Origin of the sequence: Embleya sp. NPDC050154 (assembly GCF_044460165.1) — a bacterium.
GTDB lineage: Bacteria > Actinomycetota > Actinomycetes > Streptomycetales > Streptomycetaceae > Embleya.
Window position 1 is genome coordinate 406,531 of record NZ_JBITJP010000001.1, and the last position, 23,100, is coordinate 429,630.

The window sequence follows — 23,100 nt, forward strand, 5'->3', positions numbered from 1 at the left end:
CCATGCCCACCGAACGCCCCAGCCCGCCCGTGATCGCCGACGAGCGCGAGATGATCCGCGCCTTCCTCGACTACCACCGGGCCACGCTCGCGATGAAGTGCGACGGCCTCTCCGACGAGGACCTGCGCCGCCGGTCGATGCCGCCCTCGACGCTCTCCCTGCTCGGCCTGGTTCGGCACATGGCCGAGGTGGAACGGGCCTGGTTCCGCCGGGTGATCAACGGCGAGGACATCCCGCTGGTGTGGTCGGACCGGGGCGACTTCCAGGTGGCCTACGACGCGAGTACGTCCACCCGAGCGGAGGCCTTCGCCGCCTGGGAGACCGAGATCGAGCACGCGCGCCGGATCGAGACCGCCGCCGAGTCCCTCGACGTCACCGGCCACAACCCCAAGTCCGGCGAGGACGTGTCGCTGCGTCTGGTCATGTTCCATCTGATCCACGAGTACGCCCGGCACAACGGCCATGCCGACCTCCTGCGCGAGGGCATCGACGGCACGGTCGGCCCCTGACCCACCGGCCGACGACGGCCGGCTCCTCTCGGCGGCGGCCGGATCCGTGCCCCACGCACGGATTCCGACCGCCGCCGAGTCGTACCCACCGCCCGCACCGGAGGGACATCCCACGCCGAGACGGGGACACTCCACGCCGAGAAGGGGGACATGCGACGCCGAGAAGGGGGACACTTCGCGCCGATCAGGGGACCATCCGCGACAGATCCCGGATCGGTGTTGCGGTTGACCGCCCGGATATGCTCCGGCAGTGATCGAGAACACGGTTTCCTCACACATGGCGCGCGTGGTGCGGGATGCCGCCCTGCGGGCCGGGGTGGCCCGGAGCGAACTCGCGTTTCTGCCGGGCTTCGAACCGGAGACGCCGGCGGACCCGCTGCTGCGGGTACCCACCGCGAGCGTGGTCCGGGCATGGGAGCTGATCACGCACGCCGGCCCGGCGGGTGCCGGCATCCGGACCGCGGAGACGGCCGCACAGGGGCGGCTGCACGTGTGGGACTACCTGTTCACCACCGCCGGTACATTCGCCGACGGCTGCCGCGACGCCGCCCGCTACCTCCCCACCATGACCGACCCCGCGGTCGACATGACGGTGGTCGAGGACGACCGACGGCTGACCATCACGTACGGAATCGCGAAGTACTCGCCGGCGGCGGTGACCGCGATCGACGAGTTCGCGATGGCGATCATGCTCAGGCGGGCACGGGACGCGAGGGGGCCGTCGGTGGTACCGGTACACGTCGCCCTCGCCCACGAGGCGCCCAAGGATCACCGGCACCTGATCGAGGCGTTCGGCACGCGGGCCATCGACTTCGGCGCCCGCGCGAACTCGATGACCTTCCTCGACCTGGACGCGCCACCGCGCCGCCCGCCCGGCCCGGATGACGAACTCGCCCTGATCCTGCGCCGGTACGCGGACAACCTGCTGGAGAACGCCCGACCCGCGGCGGGCTGGCACGGCACGTTCCGATCCGTGGTCGCCGGCGCGCTGGGCGAGGAACTCAGCCTGGAACTGGTCGCGCAGCGCATGACCATGAGCCCGCGCACCCTACAGCGACGACTGAGCGACCTGGAGACCACCTGGCGCGACGAGATCGAGTCCGTCCGCCACGAGCGCGCCGCCGCACTGCTGCGCGAGACCGAACTTCCGGTGCAATCGATAGCCGGCCGGCTGGGCTACACCGACGCCCGCGCCCTGCGCCGCGCCTTCCAACGCTGGACCGGCCAAACCCCGGACGCCTACCGCCGCACCGCGATCCCCGGCACCTAGGAAGCGTCATCCCCCCGCAGGCTGCCCGGGCGTCGAGGCGTCGGGATCCTCGTCGTGCTTCGGCCACGTGATCGCATAGTGCCTCAGGTCGGCGTCCTCCTTGGTGAGCCGCATACCGACGGCCGCCATCACCCGCTGGGACGCGACGTTCTCCCGCGCGGTGTCGCCCAGCACGCGTGCGGCGCCCGCCGCCCGGGCGAGGCGCAGGAGTTCGCGCAGGGCCTCGGTCGCGTAGCCGTGGCCCTGGGCGTCCGGGATCAGGCCGTAGCCGACAGTGACCGTACCGTCGGCGTCCGGCGCTCCATGAAAGCCGAGCCCACCGATGGCCCGCCCGTCGTCCCGGCGCCGGATCTCGTAATTGCCGAACACACCGGGATCGCCGCTGCTCGCGCACGTGTCCAGGAAGCGTCGGCCTCCGACCACATCGCCCTGCGTCGGATACCCCGGCGCCCAGTGCGCGTCCTCGCCGGGGGTGCCGGCCACCACGCGCTCCACCTCCGCGACGGTCAGTGGATGCAGCACGAGGCGTGTGGTTTCGAGATCTTCCATGGGAGCCTGGGGTATCACGGCGACCGCGCGAACCGCACGCGAATATCCTCCGGCCGCCGGGCTGTCGGGCCGTGACCCCGTGCGGCCGTCACCTCTTGCGCGCTGCCAGGACCTGGATACCGCGTGGTCCGGGTTCGTTGTGTTCGACCTTCAGGCCGACGTCCTCACAGCGGTCGGCGAGCCAGGTCGACGCGATCCGGAGCTTGGGGTAGCTGCCGACGTGCTGGGTCCAGGCGCTGCCGTCGTGGATGTGCAGCAGGTCGTGGACCAGGACCGTGTCCTCGTCCGGGTATTCCAGGAAGCACGTGAACACCCGATCGCGGGTGCTGCGCACCGGGATGAACCGGTCTATACCGTGCAGGGTTTCGGTGAGGTCGCGGTAGGTGACGACGAGCCGGCCGCCGGGTGCGAGAGCCCGGGCGACGTCCACGAGCAGCGCGCTCACATCGTCCTTCGTGGGCAGGTGGGTGAGGGTGTCGCCCATGCACACCACGGCCGCGACCGCCTCCGGTGCGGTCAACTCGGCCAGGACGGTGCGGATGTCCGCGTGCACCGGCTCGATCACCGGCAGGTCGGCGGCGTATCCGGCGAGTTCGTCCAGCAGTGTTCGGCTCGTGTCGACCGCGAGGACCCGGTCGAAGCCCAGTCCGGCCAGGGCCAGGCTCTGATTGCCCGGCCCGCAGCCCAGATCCACCGAGGTCGCGGACGTCTCGGTCGGGGCGACACCCAGCCCGGTGAGCAACTCGGCCTGCCGAGCGACGATCGGCGCCAGGTCGCCACCCAACATCCAGGTGTAGTTCTCGGCGAGGAGTCGCTCGTAGTGCTCGGCGGCGGCGCGGGTCATACCGGTACTCCTGTCGGCGGGAACATCCTGCTAGGCCGTCGCGACGAGTGACGCGCGGGTGGGCACGGGCCGCGCCCCGGCGGCGGGGAGGGCCACCGTGACGATGGCCGACCAGGCCGGAAGCACGACCCGAACCGGGGCCGGGACGGGAGTCGCGACGACGGCGGGAACGCTGACGGCAGGAGCGGCGACGGCGGGAACGGCGACGCCGGTCGCAGCGGGAACGACCACCGTCGTCGGCGCACCCTTCGCGACGCCCGGCACACTCGCCTCCTTGCCCGTCACGACGAACCGCAGAAACAGGAAGCGGGCGATCCCGGCCGCGCCGGAGGCGGTCAGGTACACCGCCTGCTCCTTGAGCACCCCCGGCGCCGACTGCACCGCGTGCAGCGCGAGCATCGCGCCGGTGGTGAACAGGTAGGAGACCGCGGCCGACAGCGCCGACTGGACGTGGACCCGGCCCCGGGCCCGACCCGCGCCGAAGGTGAACCGGCTGTGCAACTCGGTGGCCAGCAGCGTGAAGATCACGGTGACCACGGCGTTGGCGACGGCGATCGACAGGTGATCGGACAGGGCCACGAGCGCGGCGCTCGACGCCAGTCCGGTACCACCGCCGAAGAAGACGAAGCGCATGAACGCGGCTACTGTCCCCGACTTGGTTGCGGCGCTCATGGTGTCCCCGTTTTCTCATCTTCGACTCTGCGACCCTGCGGCCGGATCCTCGTCTTCGTCTCCATAAATCTAGGGGCGATCAACAGGCCGCGAATCAGTCGTGTGTAGGTACTGCCGTTACTGCTTTGGGAGGACCCGCCCCTAGGGGTACTACTCCCGACGGCGCACGAACAGGAGGACGAAAGTACGCCCTCGCGCCTACCCCGCTGGATACATACGCCCCTGGGAAGCGTCGCGTCTCAGGGTTCGGGTCGGGGATGCCGGCGCCCGAACGCAGCGCGGACGGACGCGACATGCTCGGCCGCTCAGACCTCCGCGTCCGCCTCGCCGCCGCCGTAGGGGCGCGTGATGATCTCCAGGTAGTGGCCGCTCGGGTCGAGGAAGTAGGCGCCTCGACCGCCGTCGTGCCGGTTGATCGCGTCCGGTTCGCTCAGCCGCGGATCGGCGTAGTAGCGGACACCGGCGGCGAGCAGTCGTTCGAAGATCGCGTCGAACTCGGCCTCGGAGACCAGGAACGCGTAGTGCTGCGGCGAGATCGTCTCGGGGTCGACGCTCGCGAAGTCCAATGTCACGCCGTTGGCGACGGTGACCGGCAGGAAGGGCCCCATCGGTGGGCCGACTTCGAGGCCGAGGATCCCGGCGGTGAACTCGGCGGAGATTCGCCGGTCACGGGACAGGACGATGGTGTGGTTCAGGAGAATGGACACGGTGGCATGCCTCCAAGGCACTACCCCGGCACCTCGTGCGCCGCACCCGATCGGTGCCGACGTTCGATGCCGCTCACGATCCTCGATCGACCGCGGGCGGAGTGTCAAGCCCGAGGCGACGGCGGCGGTTCCGGGGCGCCCGGCGCTCGCGTCGGCCGCGTTCGCCCCGATTGATCACGCCGATCCGGTGGTGTGCAGAATTGGCCGACGACACGATCGCCGGCACTCGATCCCCGGGCACTCGATCGACCGCACCCGAACAGGAACGAGGAGCACGGCATGCCCTTGAGCGACCTGGCGTTGACGGAACTGGAAGGTTTTCGACCGGTTCGCACCGAGCCGGATGATTTCGACGCCTTCTGGACGCGTACGCTCACCGAGGCCGCCGCACATCCCCTCGACCCGACCTTCACGCCCGAGGCCGGCCCGCTGACCGCGGTGGCCGTGCACGACGTGTCCTTCGCCGGGTACGCCGGTCAGCGCGTGCACGCCTGGCTGGTCCTGCCCGCCCACCGCGACGGCCCGCTGCCGTGCGTCGTCGAGTTCCCCGGATACGGTGGCGGGCGCGGCCTCCCGCACGAGCAACTCCTGTATGCCGCAGCCGGGTTCGCACATCTCGTGGTGGACGTGCGCGGCCAGGGCAGCGTGTGGCGCAGCGGCGGTACCGGCGACGACGCCCCGGCGGGCGGCGGCCCCACCCACCCGGGCTTCATGACCCGCGGCATCACCGATCCGGACCTGTATTTCTACCGCCGTGTGTTCGTGGACGCGGTCCGTGCCGTCGCGACGGCACGCAGCCACCCGGCCGTCGACCCGACCCGGATCGCGATGGTCGGCGAAAGCCAGGGCGGTGGCATCGCGCTCGCGATGTCCGGCCTGATTCCCGATCTGACCGCCGTGGTGGCCGAAGTGCCGTTCCTGTGCCATTTCCGCCGCGGCGCCGAGATCGCCGCGACCGGCCCGTTCGGCGAACTCACCCGCTACCTCGCGGCGCACCGCGACCACGTCGACGCGGCGTTTCGTACGCTCGGCTACTTTGACGCGGTCAACCACGTCGCCCGTGCGACCGCGCCGGCCCTGTTCAGCGTGGCCCTGATGGACACCACCTGTCCCCCGTCCACGGTGTTCGCCGCCTACAACCACTACCCGGCGGCGAAGCGCATGGAGGTCTATCCGTTCAACGGCCACGAGGGCGGTGGCGCCTTCCAGGACGGCCTGCGCCTGTCCTGGCTCCGCACCGCTCTCCGGGCCTGACGACCGATCAGGAGTCTTGTGGGGCGTGCCCGTCACTACCGCGGAGCGCGCCCCGAACGGACCGGGAACGGGTCGGGAACCGGTGCGGACCCATGGAGAACCGGTCGGGAACCGACCGGCGCGCGAAGCCCGCTCAGAGCGCGAGATGCATGATGTGCAGCCCGACGTATCCGTGCTCGGGATGCCGGAAGCCCTCCGGCAGCGTCCCGATCACCTCGAAGCCGAGGTTGCGGTAGAGCCGTACCGCGTGCACGTTCGTCTCGACGACCGCGTTGAACTGCATCGCCCGATACCCCTGGGCCCGGGCCCACGCGATCGAGTACTCGCACAGCGCCCGGCCGACGCCCCGGCCCGAGCGTGCGGGATCGACCATGTAGCTCGCACTGGCGATGTGCGAACCGTTGCCCATGTGGTTGCGATTCATCTTCGCCGTACCGAGGATCGCCCCGTCCTCGTCGACCGCCACCACGGTCCGAAACGGCGGGGCCAGGAGCCACCACTCGCGGGCCTCGTCCATACCGAGATCGAGCGGGTAGGTGAACGTCTCCCCGGCGGTGACGATCTCGTGGAAGAACGGCCAGATGCCCGCCCAGTCGGCTGCGCCGGCTTCCCTGATCAACATCGCCCCAGCATGCCGGGACGGCAACCTTCGCGCCAGCCGTTTCCTTTGGACCGACGATGACGATCATCGCGCTCGGGCCCTGTTCGCGGGTCGGCACCCGGGTCTACGCTGCGATGCATGATGCGTCAGGGGCGTACGTCTCCGCGAGGGCCGTCGACGCCGGACAACCCGGGGCGTCCACCCGGGCCCAGGTCGCCGGACAAGAACCCGCCGGCGCCGCCGGAGCATCCGCCGCCTCCGGCGCCCTGACGTGGCGATCGCCCACGTGGCGTGGGATCGACTTCCGGTGCGGGTGCGCGAGGCGGTGCGGGGCCGGCTCGGCGTGCAACCCGTGGTGGCGGACACGGTGGGCGGCGCGAACTGCGGTGCGTCGGCCGTGTTGACGCTTCCCGACGGTCGGACCGTCTTCGTCAAGGCACAGCGCGAGCGCGAACGCAGGCCCGCCCCCGTGCTCGTCGGCGCCCCCGCCGGCGAGGGGTCCGGATGGTGGGGATCGCATTGGGAGCCGGTCGACGAACTCGACCAAGAGGAACGGGTGAACGCGTTCCTTCCCGCGAGCGCTCCGCGCGTGTTGTGGCGGCTGGAGGTCGCGGGGTGGCATCTGCTGGCGTTCGAGGGCATCGACGGTCGCCATGCGGACTACACACCCGGGTCGCCGGACCTGGCCCTGGTGGTGGACGCGCTCGCCGAGTTGGGCGGGTGTCCGGTGCCGGGACTGCGGTTGCCGAGCGCGTGGGATCGCTGGGGGTACTGGTGCGGTCCGGCCCAACAGCACCTGCTGACCGGGACGTCTCTGCTGCACACCGACCCGGCCGCCTGCAACGTCCTCGTCGACGGCACCCGGGCCCGCCTGGTCGACTGGGCCTGGCCCGCGCTCGGCCCGGCGTGGATCGACGCGGCCTTATGGGGCCTGCGCCTGGTCTCCGCCGGTGGCCACACTCCCGAACAGGCCCGTGCCTGGGTGACCCGGACCCCGGGATGGCGCGACGCGACCCCGGACGGCGTACGCGCCTTCACGCTGGCCGAGGCACGCCGCTGGGACGAGGAGGCGGCCGACGGCGTCTGGGGCGCCGAAGCCCTCGCCCACGCCGCCCACACCTGGGCGAGCCTGTGGACCTAGCTTCCGCCGGGCGCCCGCGCGCCGTCGACGTACGCGCCGACCGTCGCGCAACTCCCACTACTTGCCCTCGACGTACGCGCCGACCGTGAATCCCGCGGGCAGCGTTCCCGCGCCGATCGTCGCGGCCAGTTGTCGGGCGTCGGCCTCGTTGTAGGACCCGCTGATCACCGCCTCACCCGGGATCGCGGACTGCACGGTCGGTGCGATCAGCAGTCGGCCGTCGCAGACGATCGCGATCCGGTTGGTGGGCAGTCGGCCGCCGGCGGCCTCGGAGGTGACCCGGGTGAAGGCGTCCTGGCCCTTGGCCGTCCACGTGATCCTCACTTCCCAACTCGGCAAGCCATTCGCGGGCGGCAGGGCCTCGGCCCCGGAGACGTCGGTGCCGGTGATCACGGCGGGCGCCAGGACGTACTTCTCCACCGACTTGGTGTCACAAGTCACCAGTTGCGAGCCGGGTGCGTCCGCCCGAGGCGTCGCCGAGTCCGCGCACTCGGGTGGGCTCGCGGGCGCCGACGCTCCCGGCTGCCCGGGTACGGTCGCCTGGACCGGTGTCGCGCTGGTCACCGGACGCACCGTCAGTTGCCCGGTGCCGGCGATCGCCGCGATCCGCTGCTTCGTCTCGGCGCCGTACTTGCTCAGCGAGACCCGCAGCACCAACGCGCCGTCCCGGACCGTCACGTCCTTCACCGACAGGCCGCTCGTCGCCGCGCGCTTGCGCATGATGTCCGCCGAGGCGGACAACTGCCGTGCGTCCAAAGGACCTTCCGGGGTCAAAGTGACATCGGCGAAGTCCCGGCCGGGCACCCCCTCGACGGAATCGGACCGGTCGCCGTCCTCGAACCGGACCGGGTCCTCCGATGAACAGCCCACCGCGGTCAGCAATGCGGCCACAGCGGCCGTCGTGAGGAGGGTCCGGGCGAGTCGGGTGCGCGAGGGCTCAGTCACCCGCACCACGATGCCGGCTCGGTCGTCGACGCGGGGCGGGATCGGCCGGCACTTCACCCGGGACCGCCACGCATCCCGTCGAACGGGTCGAGCAGCTCCGGGCGCGCCCGGGGCCGCCCACGGCCGGGCCGGCGCGGCAACACCCGACAGACCCCGACTTCGTGGTCCTGACCGCCCCGGCAGGGCCTGCCTTCCGCGTGCCGGCCAAGGGATGATCCGTCCCGAAAAGGGCAGTGGCACGGGGTGTGGTCGTGGCCGGTCCACGCCGAGCGGCCGCGTGAGCCGAGTCGCGCAAGGAGACAGTCGTGCTGGACAACCGCAACCTTCGTGAGCTGATCCGCCGGTGGCGGGCCACCCCGCAGAGCACCGTCGCCCTGTTCGACGAGGCCGACAACGCGATCCGGGCGACCATCGCGACCAAGGAACGGGTGTTGTATCCGGCGATCCGGGACGCCGACGGGCACCGCAGCGGGTATGTCGACGACGCCATCGCGCAGGCGCGCCGGATCGAGGGCTTCCTGGACTCGGCCGAGCGGCTCGGCCCGGACGGCCCGGGCTTTCAGGACGAGGCGCAGGACGCCGCGTCCGCGATGGACGGCCTGCTGGTCCACGAGCAGCGCGACCTGCTGCCCGCCCTGGATCACCTCTCCCCGGACGAGCGCGACCGCCTCGACCGCGACTACGGGAGCACGTGGGTGGACGTCTCGGCCCGGATCACCGCCGCTCGGGCGGCCCGCCGAAACCCGCCCGGCGGCGCGGCGGAAACGAACTACTGACCCGCACCCCCGAGACACCGCGCCCGCCCGCTCCCGCACGCCCGCCGCCGGTCCCTCCCCGAGCCACTCCCGCTCCACCGGCCGGCGGCGCGGCCGGCCACTGCCCCGCCCTCGGCGCGCACCACCCGTAAATTCCCGCGCGCGGTGGCGACCCGCGCACTACCCTCTGCGGCGTGAACCATCGTGAGCGCAAACGACTGTCGCGGCTGCTCGTAGGCGCGGCCGGCCTCGGCCGCCTCGCCGAGACGGCCGCGGCACTTCGGGCCGGGGCCGATCCCGAACAGCCGGACCGATACGGGACCACGCCGTTGTACGCGGCCTCGGTCCACGGGGCCGCGGACGTGGTCGCGCTCCTGTTGAAGGCCGGCGCGGCCCCCGACACCGAGAGCGGTTCCGGCTCCGAGGGCACCCCGCTGTGCGCGGCGGCCTGCTGGGGCCACACCGAGACCGTCCGCGAACTGCTCGCACACGGCGCGGATCCCAATCTGCGCGAGGACCACGGCACGGGCTACGCCCCGATCGACTGGGCGACGCGAGGTCCCTATCCGGAAACCGTGGCCGCGCTGTCGGCCGCCGGCGCGCTGCCGCCCCGAACCGGCTGACGTCGCGCCCTACCCGTGCCGGCCGACGGGAAGTCCCGCGCCCATATCGAGCCCCCGGGCCTCCGTCTCCGCCGCCACCTTCGTCGCGACGTCGACCAGCCGGGCGAGCCACGGGTTCCGGGCCCCCTGCCGCCAGGCGATCGCGATGGTGAACGGGCTCGCGTCCGAGACCGGCCGATAGACGATGTCCGGGCGAGGGTTGCGGTCGGCCAGCGAGGCCGACACCAGCGCCACGGCCTGCTCCAGCGCGACGCACTCCAGGACTTGCGCGTTGTCGTGGACGAGCGGACCCCGGGCCCGCTCGCCGGCCCGGTTCGGCGCCCGGTCGCGCCCGGCCCAGTAGTCGCGTTCGACCACGCTCGCGGTCGGCCACCTGGGCATCGGCAGGTCCGCGAAGTCGGCGCAGGTCAGCGTCTCCCGGGCGGCCAGCGGGTGGACCCGAGGCAGTGCTGCCACGCGTGGTTCCCCCATCAGGTGCTCCAGTTCGAGCCCTTGGACGTCGTACGGCGCACTGAGCAGCGCGGCGTCCGCCCGCCCGTCGCGCACCATGTCCGCCTGCTCGCCGAAGCCGCCGACCACCACCTCCACCATCGGTGCCGCCGGCAACGCGCGGTACGCGGCGACCAGGTCGCGCAGCAGGTCCGTCGCGACGCACGGCTTCGCCGTGACGACCAGGGTCGGCGGGCCGGCCGCCGCACGCCGGGTGCGCCGTACGGCCGCGTCGGCCGCGTCCAGGACCGACCGGGATTCGGCGAGCAGCACCTCCCCCGCCGCGGTCAACGCCACGCGGTGGCTGTCCCGCTCGAACAGGGCCGTGTCCAGCCGTCGTTCGAGCAGCCGGATGGCCCGGGAGAGCGGCGGCTGGGTCATCCCCAGACGTATCGCCGCACGCGAGAAGTTCAGCTCCTCGGCAACCACCCGGAAATAGCGCAGCTCACGCAGCTCCACCTCGGCCATACCCGCAGGGTATGCCACCGATCCGAACGGGTGTTTCCCGGCGTGGGCCCCTCGCTGCTGAACTGAACCCATGACAGACACCGAACGGCACAGCCCGAACGACCGATCCGACGACTCCGGCCTCGAGGGGCCGGCCCGACTGGACCGGAACAAGCGAATCGCCCAGGACTTCTTCGATCTGGCGTTCAACGACAAGCAGCCGATGGACGCCGCCGCGAAGTACCTCGGCGCCCGCTACATCCAGCACAACCCGCACGCTCCCGACGGCGCCGACGCGTTCGTCGAGTTCGTCACCGCTTTCGGGGCGCGGTTCCCGGACCTGACCATCGACTTCAAGCGGGTGCTGGCCGAGGACGATCTGGTCGTCGTACACAGCCTGATGCGCACATCGCGAGAGGATCGGGGCAGCGCCCTCGTGGACATCGTGCGCGTCCGCGACGGCCGGATCGTCGAGCACTGGGACGTCATCCAGCCGATCCCGGAAACCGCCGCGAACGACAACACGATGTTCTGACCCGAGCGAACCCCGCCGGCCCGGCTCACAACGCGATCGCGCGATAGGCCGACGCCGCGTCGACGATCTCCTCGGCGGACTCGAGGGCGCCGTCGCCAACGGCCGGCCCGCCGAAGATCAGCTCGGTCACCCTCGGGTGCGCCACGTTGACCGTCAACACCAGCAGATACCAGTCGAGTTCGGCGTCCCCCGCGAGGACGCGTTCGACGATCTCGACCAGTTCCGCCCGGGTGATGTCGGCGATCCGGGGCCGGGCCGGCCGGGCCGCCTCCAGGGCGAAATCCGCCAGGGACCGTGATCCGTGGTAACCGACGAAGTCCGCGATCGTGTAGTCGTGTCCCGTCCTTGCCCGAAAGGCGGCCATCGCGGCCTCGGCCTCGCCCTGCCCGCCGGCGCCGTCGTGGCGAATGAGCTCCCCGATCCGCTCGATCTCGGCGGCAACCTCGGCGAGCCGCCCCGGGGAGACGACCGGAGGCGACCATCGTGTCCGCATGTGCGTCCCCCTCAGCCCAGTTGCTTCTCCACCTCGGTGACCACCAGTTCGCACATCTCGTGTGTGCGCAGCGTGTCGTCGAGGTCGGGGAAGACACCGGTGCGGACCGCGTCCAGGAAGGTCAGGACCACCTGTTCGATCCCGCGTTGGCGCGCGATCGGGGTCCAGTCGCCGCGCCGTCGGGTGGTCGGCAGGCCCTGGTGGTGGTCGACCACGTCGGCCAGGTTGTACACCTCGCGTGTGCCGTCCCGACCGGAAACCTCCAGGATCTCCTGGTCCGACCCGCTGCGCAGATTGAGCATGCCGATCGCGCTGAAGCCGGCACCGGACAGGTGCAGCACGAAGTGTTGCGCGAATCCGTCCACGACCCGGGCCCGCACGTCGACGTGCTCGATCTCGCCCGGGGCCAGGAAGCGCAGCGTGTCCACCACGTGGATCAGGTCGTCGAAGGTCACGGTGCGCAGTTCGCGCGCGGTGTCGACGCGGTTGCGACGGATCACGATCAGGTCGCGCGGCAGTTCGCGGCTCTCCGCGTACGCCGGCACGTGCCGACGGTTGAAGCCGACCATCAGGCCGACGCCGCGCGCCCGGGCCAGCTCGATCAGGTGCGCGCTCTCGTCCAGGCTGTACGCCAGCGGCTTGTCCACGTAGGTGGGCACGCCGGCCTCGATCAGCCGGGTCACGATCTCCGGATGGACCGAGGTCGCCGCGTGCACGAACGCCGCGTCCAAGCCCTCGGCGAGCAGCCCATCCAGGTCGGCGTGGCGGTGCTCCGCGGGCACCCGGTAGGTCTCCCCGACCCGGCGCAGCGTCGCCGGCGTACGGGTGTGCAGGCGCAGTTCCAGGTCCGGCAGGGTCGAGACAACGGGCAGGTAGGCCTTTTCCGCGATGTCGCCCAGACCGATGACGCCGACCTTCATCGGGTCACTCCTCCCGTTGACGCCGCCGGGCCACACGTCCGGTTCACGGCCCCGCCAGCATATGCACACCCGTTCGGGTGATCGGTCGGCGCCGACTCGGGTCGTCGCGCTCGCGGAGCCCGGCCGGGTTCGGCGCGCCGGTTGGTGGCCGCCGGCTACCGACGCGCGCCGTACCGGTCGGCGTCCGCGTCGGCGACGTGGGTGCCGTGCACGGTGAGCGTGTCGCCGTGGCGGGCGATCTCGACGACGGCGGAATGCTCGGCGGGAGCGTGTCGGACCACGACACCGTCCGCCGCCACGTGGTATTCGTCGCCGGTCACCACGACCGTGACGCCGCTGTTGGGTTCGGTGGCCACGGCGACGGCTGCCGGCGCGGGCGCGACGAGCACGGCGGCCGAGACGATTCCGGCGGCCAGTGCGCGGCTGGGGCTGATCACGTTCGGACCAACGATCGGGGGCACCCGAGGCGACGGGTGGGCATCGGGGTCCACCCGAACCGGCGACCGCGGCCCGCGCCCGGTGAACCACCCGGATGGCATACCCCCGAACGGCGGCCCGCTGCCGCCGAATGCCCACGTCGCCGACCGGGCCGCCCCGAGGTCGGCTGCCGCCGGCACCACGTGAGTTGCCCGCCCCGCCCGGGCGCGGGATCGGCCCCGGATCGAGCGCTCGGCGGCTCCGGACGCGGGCGCGCGGCGGTGGGCGCGGTTGCGGTCCTCGGCCGGCTCGACTCTCCTGGAATCGGGCCCCTCCCCGACCCACCCGGCCGATCCGCCGGCCCGGGCCCAGAGCCCACCGTCCACGTCCCGATCCGCCCCGGACACGCGCCCCGTTCCCGCGAGCCCGGGTTGCCGTCATGAGCGGGGACGATCCGCGAGAGTACCCGGCGCAGTCGCCTCGTCACCCTCCGGATGTCGTCCCAGGACCCGCGGCCGGGGTTCGGTGAACCTCCCGGCCGCGGCAGCAGAGACCACCGAGAGCCAAGGGAGAGTCTCCGTGAGCGTGCCACGCACCGCGATCATCATGCCCGGCGTTGGCTCCTATGTGCCGGGCGCACTGCGCCGGCTCCAGGATCGGCCCGTCGTCCGCGACACCCTGGCCGAGGTCGACGACGCGGTCGGCGATCGCGCCACACTGTCGCCGTCGCGCCTGCTCCTCGATTCCAAGGCGCCGGACGCGCACGAGTTGATGGATCGGCACGAGTTGTCCCTGCACTTGGCCATCTACGCCGGCGCGCTGGCCGCCTTCCGGCTGCTCGAGGGCGATTTCGGGGTGCGCCCCGACGTGCTGCTCGGGCACAGCCTGGGCGAGATGGCGGCGCTGGCGGCGGCCGGGGTATACACGGCCGGCGACGGCGCCCGGCTGTATCTGGCCCGGGCGGCGGCCTGCACGCTCCATACCACCGATCCGGCCGGCCTGCTCACCCTGCGCCTGGCGCCGGGGCACACGCTCGAACTGCTGTGCTCGGCCCAGTTGCCGGGCCTGGACCTGGCCTGTGACAACTCGGCCGAGCACACCGTGGTCTCCGGGCCGGACGAATCGCTGGCCACGTTCGCCGCGTTGGCCGAGCGCAAGGCGGTGGCCGCCAAGCCGTTGACTGTCCGCACGCTCTTCCACAACCGGTTGCGCGAGTCGGCGGCCGGCGAGTGGCGCCGGCTGGGGGCCGACATCGAGTTCCGGACCCCGCGCTATCCGGTGCTCTCACCGTTGCTCGGGCGCGACTACGCGGACGAGCGCGAGTTGCGCGACGGGGTGGTGGGCCAGTTGCGGCATCCGGTCCGCTACCGCACCGCGCTGACCACGTTGCGCGAGCGCGGGATCGAGGTGTTCGTGGAGGCCGGCGCCCGCGAGGTGCTGGGCCCGTTCGCCCGTACCGGCGACCCCCGGGTGCGCACCGTCGTGCCGGTCTCGGCGGGCGCCGACCTGGCCCGGGTCGGCGGCACGCTGCGCGCGTGCGGACTGCTGCATGTGGACCTGGCCGCGCTCGCCGAGCCACCGGGCGTGCCTACCGGCTGAACCGGCCCGCGCCCGCCCGAGCGCGGCGCGCGAGGCGTCCCGGACCCGGCGGTCCGCGACGGTGGTGGCAGTGGTGGCGAGGAGGTACCCGGCTTGCACAAGGACGTCGACCCGGCGGACGACGAGTTCGACGTGGGCGGACTGCTCGGCGCGGACTCGCGTCTGTCGGTGGCCGCCCGGCTGCGGCTGTTCCACCGGGTGTTGGAGGAGACCTCGGCCCCGATCGGCATCCTCGACCCGCACCTGCGCCACGTGTACGTCAATCCGGCGCTGGCCCGGATCGACGGGCGGCCGGCGCACGAGCAGGTCGGGCGCGACCTCGCCGAGGCGTTCCCCGGGCTGGAGGTGCCCCGGGACGTGCTGCGCGCGGTGCTCGCCGACGGGATCGCGCGCGAGGCGACCGTGACCGGCGTCAGCACCGTGGCGGGCGCGCCGCAGACCCGGTGGTGGCACGCGGCCTATCACCGGCTCGACGACGAGAACGGCGTGTTCGGCGTCGTCGCCATCCTGATGGAGACCACCGCGTCCCGGCGCACCCAGCTCGCGCTGGATCAGGCGCATCGGCGGCTCGCGCTGTTGGATCGGGCCGCGCTGGAGATCGGCACCACGCTGGACACCGACACCACGTGCCGCGAGCTGGTCGACCTACTGGTCCCGGTGCTCGCGGACGTGGTCGGCGTCGAGTTGTTGGAACCGGCCGATCCGGACCAGGAGATCGGCCGGCCGCGCCCGGCGCCGGACACGGTGCGGCTGCGTCGGGCCGCCTGGACCTCGATCCCGCGGCTGCGCTACCTGAGCACCCTCCTGGGCGGGCCCGGCGAGCACATCGACTACCAGCCGGGTGCGGACGTGGCGCGGGTGGTGCGGACCGGGTGCACGGTGGTGGACAACCGTCCCTCGGACGAGGCGTTGCGGGCGACCGCGCCGGACGCGTCCCGGGTGGCGGTCTACCGCGCGGCGGGCATGCACTCGGCGATGATGGTGCCGCTGATCGCGCGCGGCGAGACGATCGGCACGCTCAGCCTGATCCGCGCCGGCGACTCGGCGCCGTTCACCCAGGACGACGTGGAGATGGCCCGCGACCTCGCCTACCGGGCCGCCACGTGTGTGGACAACGCGCGGCGGTACTCGCGCGAGCACAGCGTCGCGCTCGCCCTGCAACGCGCCCTGCTGGCCCGGCCCAAGGCACCGCACCCGGACATCGAGCTGGCCACCCGCTATCTGCCCGCCGGGCGCAGCGTGGAGGTCGGCGGCGACTGGTTCGACGCGATCGCGCTGCCGCACGGGCGCACCCTGCTCGCGGTCGGGGACGTGATGGGGCACGGCGTGCAGGCCGCGGTGGACATGAGCCATTACCGGGCGCTGCTGCGGGTGTTGGCGGCCGGCGGGCTGTCTCCGGAGGAGATCCTGACGCGGGCCGACCGGATGGGCGAGGAGGCCGGGCTGGAGCGGGTCGCCACGTGTCTGCTGGTGCTGAAGGATCCGCACGCGGGGGTGTCCACGTACGCGAACGCCGGGCATCTGCCGCCGCTGCTGGTCGCGGCCGACGGCGCGACCCGGCTGCTCGACCTGCCCACCGGTCCACCGCTGGGCACCGGGTGCGGCGGGTACACGGCCCAGGTGCGGCCGGATGCGCCGGGCAGTGTGCTGGTCCTGTACACCGACGGGCTGGTGGAGCGTCGGGACGAGGACATCGACGTGTCGCTGGAGCGATTGGCGGCGCTGCGGATCGAGCCGGGGGCTCCGTTGGAGTCGCTGGTGGACACGATCCTGGACCGGCTGGTGGTGCCACCGGTGGAGGACGACGTCGCGGTGATGGCGGCCCGGCAGGTGGGCGGCGGCGGTGGGACGGCGGCGACGAGCGGGGGCGGGGCGTCGGTGGGCGGGGGCGGCGGTAAACCCCCGGCCGGGACCGGTCCACTCCGACGCCCGGCGTGATCCACCGTTCGGCGGCCACCGGTGGCGGGGGGTGGGGCGGCTTTTTACGTTCCTTGTAGCGGGACTTCCCCTGGAACCCGGTCTGTCGGGTTCGGTTCCGCATGTCCATTGGAGGACGAAATGCGCTGTGCCCGTCTCGCAGTCGTCGGCACGATCGTCGGTCTCACCGTATGCGGTTCCGCAGGCTCGGCGTTCGCCGCCGCGCCGATGCAGGCCGACTCCGGTCGCCCCGGCGACACGGTGCTGTTGTCGGACGACAAGCACTGCACCGCGAACACGGCGACCGCTTCCTCGGACGCGTTCACGGCCATGGTCACGCTCACCCGTGAGGGCGACGAGGTCAAGGGTCAGGCCACCATCAAGGACGTGGCCACCGGCGACTACGAGGTCAAGGTGGTCTGTGGTGAGGGCCAGGAGCTGATCGGCAGCCTGCACGTGATGGGCAGCGCGCCGGTCGCGGCGTCCACGGCCGGCTTCGGTGGTACCCAGGAGCGCGACCCGGCGCTGCTGGCGGTCGGTGGTCTGGTCATCGCGGGCGCGACCGGCACCGGCTTCGTGGCGCTCCGCCGCCGGGCCTCGAACCTCGCCTGACCGATGACCCGTTCCGCTCCCGAGGCACCCGCGAGTGCCGCGGATCGGCCGCACCGACCCGGTGGCTGCCGCCTGCTCTGGGCGGCGGCCTCCGGCGTGCTGGCGATCGGCGGCTCGGGTCTGCTGTACGCCGGATACCACACCGTCGCACCGCCGCCACGTCCGCCCGCCGCCGCGGCGGTGCCGATCGCGTCGCCGATGCCGCCGGCCGATCCCGCGGCGCCCGGCATGCCCGGCACACCCGCCCCTCCCACGCCTCCCACTCCGCCTACTCCGCCGGCCGTGCCCACCGAGGCGCCGCCGATGCGCGCGTCGACGCCGATCCGGATCCGGATCCCCGAGTTGGGCATCTCCGCACCGCTGACCCGGGTCGGCCTGGACAAGGCCGGCGGCATCGACGTGCCCACGCGCGACGATCGCAATCTGGCCGGCTGGTACGAGGGCGGAGTCACCCCGGGGCAGAAGGGCACCGCCTCGATCGTCGGCCACGTGGACACCGCCGCCGGACCCGCGGTCTTCTACCCGCTCGGCTCGCTCCCGCGCGACTCCAGGATCGAGATCGACCGCGAGGACGGCAGCGTCGCGGCCTTCGTCGTGGACGGGGTGGAGGCGTTCGCCCGGGACGACTTCCCCGCCGCGCGCGTCTTCGGCGACGCGACCCGACCGGAACTGCGGCTGCTCACCTGCGGCGGCACCTACTCCAGGAAGACCCACTATTCCGGCAACGTCGTGGTTTTCGCCCACCTCGTCCCGTAAGCACGCCGTATCCGTGCCCGCGCGCCTTTTCGCGACATCGGCACGTGTCGTACCGGGACCGGAAGGTGGCATTTCGAGCCCATCCGCCGGATTCGGCGGATCGGCTCGATTCGCGGCTGTTTTGCAGTGCGCAAATTGGCCGGACAAAGCATTCCTTGATCATCTCCGATCGTTGGTGTTTTGGGTCTTGCCAATAAAAAGCGGGACTGGCAATAATCCAATTACCAATCCATACGGCCCACCCGGCCGGGAGAGGAGACGTCATGATGCGTCTCGCTGATCGTCTGCTGAACCGAGTGGCCCAAAAGGTCACGGTCGACGCCGGCTGCTCGAACTACACGTACTGCCAGAACCATGTGAAGTGGCTGCGGCAGTGCTGTCTGGACGAGGGCTGCACCTACGTCAGGATCGGCACCTGCTGACCGGGACCGAGTGAAACCCGTCGCGGGCGGGTGGAACCTCCCCGCCCGCGACGTCCCTCGGGGCCGATTCCTCTCCCGCAGAATTCCTCGAAGCAATTACTCACCGCGGGGATTTATTGCCGTCAATGCCGGGACACACGGCCCACAAGGCCGAGGTCCCACGGATCGCATCGACAACTGCCTCCGGCGTGGCACCGCGCGCATCTTCGTCACCACCGATCCGACGAATTGTGCGCACGCGGATCACCGGAATGTGTTGAACGATCCTGCCCGAATCGACGGCGGGCGGCGATGATTTCGCCGCCCGCCGTTTCCGCGCGCCATAAAGAGAGGGTGCCCATGGGATATATATATGTGGGCTGCGCTTGTCTGGTCGGCCTGGTATTCGCCGCCTCGGCGATCTCGAAGTTCCGCGATTTCGCCGGCTTCGTCGCGTCGGTGCCGCGTCTGGTGCCGATGCCCGCGCGGCGGGCCGAGCCGATCGCGGTCGTGGTGGTCGCGGCGGAGACCTCGGTGCCGGTGCTGGTCGCGATCCCGGCTCTGCGCGGCGTGGGCTTCGCGATCGCGGGCGGGCTGCTGATCGCCTTCACCGCCGCGATCGGCACCGCGTTGCGGCGCGGCCGGCGCTCCTCCTGCCGCTGCTTCGGCGCCTCCGACGCCCCGCTGGGAGTGCGCCATCTGGCCCGCAACGGCATGCTCCTGGCCGCTGCCCTCGGCGGCGTCCTCGCGTCCGGGCCGGCCGCCTCCGGTGACGTCCTGCCGCCGATGGCCGGCAGCGCCGTGGCAGGCGTCGGCGGTCTGGTCGGCGCGCTCCTGATCATCACGCTCGACGACATCGTCGACCTGTTCGCGAGGAATGCCTGATGCCCTTTCTTGTCGCCGCCGTCGTCCTGATCGGCCTGGTCGCGGCGGTCAATCTGCTGCTCACGCTCGGCGTCATCCGCCGCCTGAACGAACCGTCGAGCGATCCGCACCCGGGCACGGCTCGGCCGGGCGGTCCCGGGACCGAACTGCCTCCCGGGTCGCGCGCGGAGATGTTCACCGCGCGCACCATCGACGGCGAGCAGGTCTCCGACGCCGACGTGCGCGGCCTGGTCGGGTTCTTCTCGGCGCACTGCGAGCCCTGCCACACGCTCGCGCCCCTGTTCGCCGACAAGGCCCGCACGATGGCCCGCGGCGAGGTCCTGGCGGTGGTCGCGGGCGCGGACGCCGACCTGATCGCCACGCTCGCCCCGGTGGCCCGCGTGGTGACGGAGGACTTCGACGGCGCGGTCCAGGCGGCGTTCCACAACACCTGGACGCCCGCCGTGTACCTGCTCGGCGACGATCGGCGGGTGGTGGCCGGTGGTGGTCGGATGAGCGACCTGCCCAGCGAAGCGCGCGCGTGAGCCCACGGATACCCGCGCGCGAGGTGGCCGCGGCCACCCGCGAGGCGGCCGCGCTGACGGTACGCGCCGCGCCCGGCCAGGCGGCCGGATCGCTGGCGGTCACCATCGGCGCGGCCGCCGTACCGATCGCCACCGCGTGGCTGACCAAGTTGGTCATCGACCGGTTGGCCGAGCGGCACGGCTCGATCGCGGGCCCGGCACTGGCGCTGGCACTGACCGGACTGATCGCGACCGTGCTGCCGGGACTGGGGCGCTACCTGCGCGCCCAGATCGGCCGGGCCACCGGCGTGCTGGCCACGGACCGACTCTTCGGCGCGGCCGAACGCCAGGTCGGGTTGCGCCGGTTCGAGGATCCGGCATTCCTGGACCGGTTGCGGCTCGCCCAGCAGAGCACCGCCAACTTCGGCGTCCTGGTCAACGGTGTCGGCAGCACGCTCCAGGGCACGCTCACCCTGTTCGGCTTCGTCGCCTCGCTGCTGATCCTGAGTCCCACCATGACCGCGCTCGTGCTGGTCGCCGGTGTCCCGGTGCTGATCGCCGAACTGCGGTTGTCCCGGCTGCGGGCCACGATGCAGTGGGACAACGAGCAGGTGCATCGCCGCGAGTTCTTCTACAGCGGTCTGCTGACGGGCGTTCAGGCGGCCTCGGAGATCCGCCTGTTCGGCATCGGATCGGTGCTGCGTGCCCGGATGGTGCTGGAGCGCAACCGCGCCAACGACGCCGAACGCCGAATGGACCTGCGCGAGTTCGCCACCCAGGGCCTGCTGGGCGCGCTCGGCGCCGCGGTGGCCGGCGGCGGCCTGTGGTGGGCCGCCGACGCGGCCCGGCGCGGCACCCTCACCGTCGGCGACGTGGTGATGTTCGTCGCCGCGCTGGCCGGGATCCAGGCCGCGTTGGACACCCTGGTCTCCTCGATCGCCTCCGCCCACGGGCAACTCCTGGGCCTGACCCACTTCGTCGCGATCGCCCGCGCCGAACCCGACCTGCCTTCGGCGACCGAGACGCCGGCGGCGGTGCGCCCGGGAGTCGGCGTCGAGTTCCACGACGTGTGGTTCCGCTACAGCGACGACCACCCCTGGGTGCTCGGCGGCGTCGACCTGCGCATCCCGCACGGGCAGGCGGTCGCGCTGGTGGGACTCAACGGCGCGGGCAAGAGCACGCTGGTCAAGCTGTTGTGCCGGATGTACGACCCGACCCGGGGGCGGATCACCTGGGACGGCGTGGACCTGCGCGACATCCCGCCCGCCGAACTGCGCGCGCGGATCAGCGCGGTCTTCCAGGACCACATGAAGTACGACATGAGCGCCGCCGAGAACATCGCCCTCGGCGACCCGGACAGCCTGCGGGACCGGCCCCGGATCGAGGCCGCCGCCGAACGGGCGGGCATCCACGAGCGGCTCGTCGCGCTGCCGCGCGGCTACGACACGCTGCTGACCCGGATGTTCTTCAGCGAGGCTGACAAGGAGGACCCGGACACCGGCGTGGTGCTTTCCGGCGGCCAGTGGCAACGCCTGGCCCTGGCACGGGCGTTCGTACGCGCCGGGCGGGACCTGATGATCCTGGACGAGCCCAGTTCGGGATTGGATCCGCAAGCCGAGCACGAGGTGCACGCCCGGATGCGCGAATACCGCGAGGGCCGCACCAGCCTGCTCATCTCGCATCGGCTCGGCGCGGTGCGCGACGCCGACCTGATCGTGGTCCTGGACGGCGGCCGGATCGTCGAGCAGGGCCCGCACGACGTACTGCTCGACCACGACGGCCGCTACGCGAGCCTGTTCCGACTCCAGGCGGCCGGCTATCAGGAGGCGAAGTGAACACGCGACGCATGGCGCTGGCCGGGGCCGCGGCCGCCGGTCTGGGCGGCGCGAGCCTGGTATGGATGCAGCGGCGCTACCTGGTGGCCACGGTCCAGGGCCCGAGCATGGAACCCACGTTGTCCCCCGGGGACCGCCTGCTGGTGCGCCGCACCGGTCGGGTGCGCGCCGGTCAGGTCGTGGTCGTGCGCGTCCCGAACCCGCCGTTGCTGGCCGGACTGCCCCCGGAGATCGGCGGGTTCGGTCCGGAGGAATTGGCGGCGATCCCGGAGCGCACCGACCTGGCCCCGGCGCCCGAGGGCCGGCTGATGATCAAACGCGCGGTGGCGGTGGCGGGCGACCCGATCCCCCGGGACCGGTTCCCGATCCTGCGCGACGTGGCCGCGGACGTGGTGCCCACCGGCGCCGTGGTCGTGCTGGGCGACAACCCCGCCGCCAGTTGGGACTCGCGCGCGTACGGCTTCGTGCATCGCCATCAGGTGATCGGGGTGGCGGTGCGACGGATCCCGGCGCCGGGCGAGGCACGATCCGCACGCTCGGGTCTGGCGCGGACGACGCCGGCGTACGAGAATGCGAGCGGATCGCGGGCGAGAGCGGTCGATGGTGAACGGCGAAGGGCTTGATCGCATCGATTCGGCGAAGAATCAAGCACCATTTCCCTCAACGTTTCGGTGAGGGTTCGCGACAGGATCTTGGGCGTCCCGAAGCGAAAGGTTGTGTCCCACATGCCCACCTCCCACCGCCTGCGCGTGATCGCGCCGGCCGTGGCCGGAGTCTTCGCCGCCACCGCCCTGCTCTCCGGCTGTCTCGGCGACGACAAGGACGACAAGGGCAGCAAGGCCCCTGTCGTCACTTCGACCGCATCATCCACGGAGAAGGCCACCTCGACCGGCAAGCCCGGCGGCACCACGAAGCCGTCCGGCAGCGCCTCGTCCTCGCCCGGGGTTATCGACGCCTTCACGTACAAGACCGGCCAGTGCGTCAACCAGGACGGCAGCAAGACCACCGACGTGCCGTGCAGCAAGCCGCACACCGGCCAGGTCGGCAAGGCGTTCGACCTGCCGGCGACCGTGACGCCGGACACGCCCGGCTACTCGGACAAGGTCAGCGAGTTGTGTGAGCAGTACGTCGGCCCCATCGTCGACCGTCAGCCCGCCTCGGCCAAGATCACCTTCTCGTACACGTACCCGCTCGACATGGATGCGTGGAACAACGGCCGTCGCCAGGCCGCCTGCATCATCCAGCGTGAGGACAAGCAGCCCCTCACCACGATCATCAAGTAGGTCATCGGGAGCAGCGGTTCGCGGCGGGGGGGGGGGGGGGGGGGGGGGGGGCCCCCCCCCGGGCGGGGCGGGGGGGGGCGGGGGGGGGGGGGGGGGGGGGGGGGGGGGGGGGGGGGGGCGGGGGGGGGGGGGGGGTAC

General features: G+C 72.1%; 27 protein-coding genes. 17 read left to right on the plus strand and 10 right to left on the minus strand.

Annotation, left to right across the window (positions count from 1 at the left end):
- The first annotated feature begins 2 nt into the window (after nt 1-2).
- Both ACIBSV_RS01850 and ACIBSV_RS01855 read left to right on the plus strand, forming a co-directional pair.
- Entirely contained in the window at nt 3-509 is a 507-nt protein-coding gene (locus tag ACIBSV_RS01850) for a DinB family protein (protein WP_395858923.1), read from the plus strand.
- Between the two features lie 250 nt (nt 510-759).
- Nucleotides 760-1,779: a helix-turn-helix domain-containing protein gene (locus ACIBSV_RS01855; RefSeq protein ID WP_395858924.1), complete on the plus strand. Its 1,020-nt coding sequence runs from the start codon at nt 760-762 to the stop codon at nt 1,777-1,779.
- A 6-nt stretch (nt 1,780-1,785) separates the two neighbouring features.
- Here the strand turns inward: ACIBSV_RS01855 and ACIBSV_RS01860 are convergent, their stop codons facing one another.
- The 4 genes from ACIBSV_RS01860 to ACIBSV_RS01875 form a co-directional block, all read right to left on the minus strand.
- Nucleotides 1,786-2,328: a GNAT family N-acetyltransferase gene (locus tag ACIBSV_RS01860; protein ID WP_395858925.1), complete on the minus strand. Its 543-nt coding sequence runs from the start codon at nt 2,326-2,328 to the stop codon at nt 1,786-1,788.
- Between the two features lie 88 nt (nt 2,329-2,416).
- Nucleotides 2,417-3,172 (minus strand): class I SAM-dependent methyltransferase, encoded by a 756-nt coding sequence (locus ACIBSV_RS01865; RefSeq protein WP_395858926.1) that lies wholly within the window; start codon nt 3,170-3,172, stop codon nt 2,417-2,419.
- A 30-nt stretch (nt 3,173-3,202) separates the two neighbouring features.
- Complete coding sequence (locus tag ACIBSV_RS01870) at nt 3,203-3,844, minus strand: hypothetical protein (protein ID WP_395858927.1); 642 nt, start codon at nt 3,842-3,844, stop codon at nt 3,203-3,205.
- A gap of 305 nt (nt 3,845-4,149) precedes the next feature.
- The gene (locus ACIBSV_RS01875) at nt 4,150-4,551 is read right to left on the minus strand and encodes a VOC family protein (protein ID WP_395858928.1); all 402 of its coding nucleotides are present in this window, start codon (nt 4,549-4,551) and stop codon (nt 4,150-4,152) included.
- A 279-nt stretch (nt 4,552-4,830) separates the two neighbouring features.
- Here ACIBSV_RS01875 and ACIBSV_RS01880 point away from each other — a divergent pair, with 279 nt between their 5' ends.
- Nucleotides 4,831-5,805, plus strand: a complete 975-nt coding sequence (locus ACIBSV_RS01880) for an acetylxylan esterase (protein ID WP_395858929.1) — start codon at nt 4,831-4,833, stop codon at nt 5,803-5,805.
- Between the two features lie 133 nt (nt 5,806-5,938).
- On the opposite strand, the gene ACIBSV_RS01885 is transcribed toward ACIBSV_RS01880, so the two are convergent.
- Entirely contained in the window at nt 5,939-6,427 is a 489-nt protein-coding gene (locus ACIBSV_RS01885) for a GNAT family N-acetyltransferase (protein WP_395858930.1), read from the minus strand.
- A 250-nt stretch (nt 6,428-6,677) separates the two neighbouring features.
- Here ACIBSV_RS01885 and ACIBSV_RS01890 point away from each other — a divergent pair, with 250 nt between their 5' ends.
- A complete protein-coding gene (locus tag ACIBSV_RS01890; RefSeq protein WP_395858931.1) occupies nt 6,678-7,547 on the plus strand; it encodes an aminoglycoside phosphotransferase in 870 nt (289 codons plus the stop codon).
- Nucleotides 7,548-7,604: 57 nt separating this feature from the next.
- Here ACIBSV_RS01890 and ACIBSV_RS01895 read toward each other — a convergent pair whose 3' ends face one another.
- Nucleotides 7,605-8,492, minus strand: coding sequence for a SecDF P1 head subdomain-containing protein (locus ACIBSV_RS01895; protein ID WP_395858932.1), 888 nt, complete (start codon nt 8,490-8,492; stop codon nt 7,605-7,607).
- 305 nt (nt 8,493-8,797) lie between these two features.
- Between ACIBSV_RS01895 and ACIBSV_RS01900 the strand changes: the two genes are divergently transcribed.
- Entirely contained in the window at nt 8,798-9,268 is a 471-nt protein-coding gene (locus ACIBSV_RS01900; protein WP_395858933.1) for a hemerythrin domain-containing protein, read from the plus strand.
- Between the two features lie 173 nt (nt 9,269-9,441).
- Nucleotides 9,442-9,870 (plus strand): ankyrin repeat domain-containing protein, encoded by a 429-nt coding sequence (locus tag ACIBSV_RS01905; protein WP_395858934.1) that lies wholly within the window; start codon nt 9,442-9,444, stop codon nt 9,868-9,870.
- Nucleotides 9,871-9,879: 9 nt separating this feature from the next.
- On the opposite strand, the gene ACIBSV_RS01910 is transcribed toward ACIBSV_RS01905, so the two are convergent.
- Entirely contained in the window at nt 9,880-10,827 is a 948-nt protein-coding gene (locus tag ACIBSV_RS01910; RefSeq protein ID WP_395858935.1) for a LysR family transcriptional regulator, read from the minus strand.
- Nucleotides 10,828-10,897: 70 nt separating this feature from the next.
- Here ACIBSV_RS01910 and ACIBSV_RS01915 point away from each other — a divergent pair, with 70 nt between their 5' ends.
- Nucleotides 10,898-11,341, plus strand: coding sequence for a nuclear transport factor 2 family protein (locus ACIBSV_RS01915; RefSeq protein WP_395858936.1), 444 nt, complete (start codon nt 10,898-10,900; stop codon nt 11,339-11,341).
- Nucleotides 11,342-11,366: 25 nt separating this feature from the next.
- On the opposite strand, the gene ACIBSV_RS01920 is transcribed toward ACIBSV_RS01915, so the two are convergent.
- From ACIBSV_RS01920 to ACIBSV_RS01930, 3 genes are all read right to left on the minus strand, one after another.
- Nucleotides 11,367-11,834 carry a hypothetical protein gene (locus ACIBSV_RS01920; RefSeq protein ID WP_395858937.1) on the minus strand — a complete coding sequence of 156 codons (468 nt, stop codon included), beginning with the start codon at nt 11,832-11,834 and terminating at the stop codon, nt 11,367-11,369.
- A gap of 11 nt (nt 11,835-11,845) precedes the next feature.
- A complete protein-coding gene (locus ACIBSV_RS01925; protein WP_395858938.1) occupies nt 11,846-12,754 on the minus strand; it encodes a Gfo/Idh/MocA family protein in 909 nt (302 codons plus the stop codon).
- Between the two features lie 155 nt (nt 12,755-12,909).
- Nucleotides 12,910-13,191 carry a hypothetical protein gene (locus tag ACIBSV_RS01930; RefSeq protein ID WP_395858939.1) on the minus strand — a complete coding sequence of 94 codons (282 nt, stop codon included), beginning with the start codon at nt 13,189-13,191 and terminating at the stop codon, nt 12,910-12,912.
- A gap of 559 nt (nt 13,192-13,750) precedes the next feature.
- Here ACIBSV_RS01930 and ACIBSV_RS01935 point away from each other — a divergent pair.
- The 10 genes from ACIBSV_RS01935 to ACIBSV_RS01980 all read left to right on the plus strand — a co-directional run bounded on the left by ACIBSV_RS01935 (nt 13,751) and on the right by ACIBSV_RS01980 (nt 22,962).
- Entirely contained in the window at nt 13,751-14,770 is a 1,020-nt protein-coding gene (locus tag ACIBSV_RS01935) for an ACP S-malonyltransferase (RefSeq protein WP_395858940.1), read from the plus strand.
- 93 nt (nt 14,771-14,863) lie between these two features.
- Nucleotides 14,864-16,708 carry a SpoIIE family protein phosphatase gene (locus tag ACIBSV_RS01940; RefSeq protein ID WP_395858941.1) on the plus strand — a complete coding sequence of 615 codons (1,845 nt, stop codon included), beginning with the start codon at nt 14,864-14,866 and terminating at the stop codon, nt 16,706-16,708.
- A gap of 120 nt (nt 16,709-16,828) precedes the next feature.
- On the plus strand, nt 16,829-17,299 hold the full coding sequence (locus tag ACIBSV_RS01945) for a hypothetical protein (RefSeq protein WP_395858942.1): 471 nt from the start codon (nt 16,829-16,831) through the stop codon (nt 17,297-17,299).
- A gap of 3 nt (nt 17,300-17,302) precedes the next feature.
- Nucleotides 17,303-18,055, plus strand: coding sequence for a class F sortase (locus tag ACIBSV_RS01950; protein WP_395858943.1), 753 nt, complete (start codon nt 17,303-17,305; stop codon nt 18,053-18,055).
- 263 nt (nt 18,056-18,318) lie between these two features.
- Nucleotides 18,319-18,477, plus strand: a complete 159-nt coding sequence (locus tag ACIBSV_RS01955; protein WP_331771024.1) for a hypothetical protein — start codon at nt 18,319-18,321, stop codon at nt 18,475-18,477.
- A gap of 339 nt (nt 18,478-18,816) precedes the next feature.
- Nucleotides 18,817-19,341 (plus strand): MauE/DoxX family redox-associated membrane protein, encoded by a 525-nt coding sequence (locus ACIBSV_RS01960; protein WP_395858944.1) that lies wholly within the window; start codon nt 18,817-18,819, stop codon nt 19,339-19,341.
- The gene (locus ACIBSV_RS01965; RefSeq protein WP_395858945.1) at nt 19,341-19,865 is read left to right on the plus strand and encodes a hypothetical protein; all 525 of its coding nucleotides are present in this window, start codon (nt 19,341-19,343) and stop codon (nt 19,863-19,865) included. The genes ACIBSV_RS01960 and ACIBSV_RS01965 overlap by 1 nt, the downstream gene beginning before the upstream one ends.
- Entirely contained in the window at nt 19,862-21,679 is a 1,818-nt protein-coding gene (locus tag ACIBSV_RS01970; protein WP_395858946.1) for an ABC transporter ATP-binding protein, read from the plus strand. The genes ACIBSV_RS01965 and ACIBSV_RS01970 overlap by 4 nt, the downstream gene beginning before the upstream one ends.
- Nucleotides 21,676-22,302: a S26 family signal peptidase gene (locus tag ACIBSV_RS01975; protein WP_395858947.1), complete on the plus strand. Its 627-nt coding sequence runs from the start codon at nt 21,676-21,678 to the stop codon at nt 22,300-22,302. Before ACIBSV_RS01970 ends, ACIBSV_RS01975 begins: the two co-directional genes overlap by 4 nt.
- A 102-nt stretch (nt 22,303-22,404) precedes the next feature.
- Nucleotides 22,405-22,962, plus strand: a complete 558-nt coding sequence (locus tag ACIBSV_RS01980; RefSeq protein WP_395858948.1) for a septum formation family protein — start codon at nt 22,405-22,407, stop codon at nt 22,960-22,962.
- Nucleotides 22,963-23,100 lie beyond the last annotated feature (138 nt).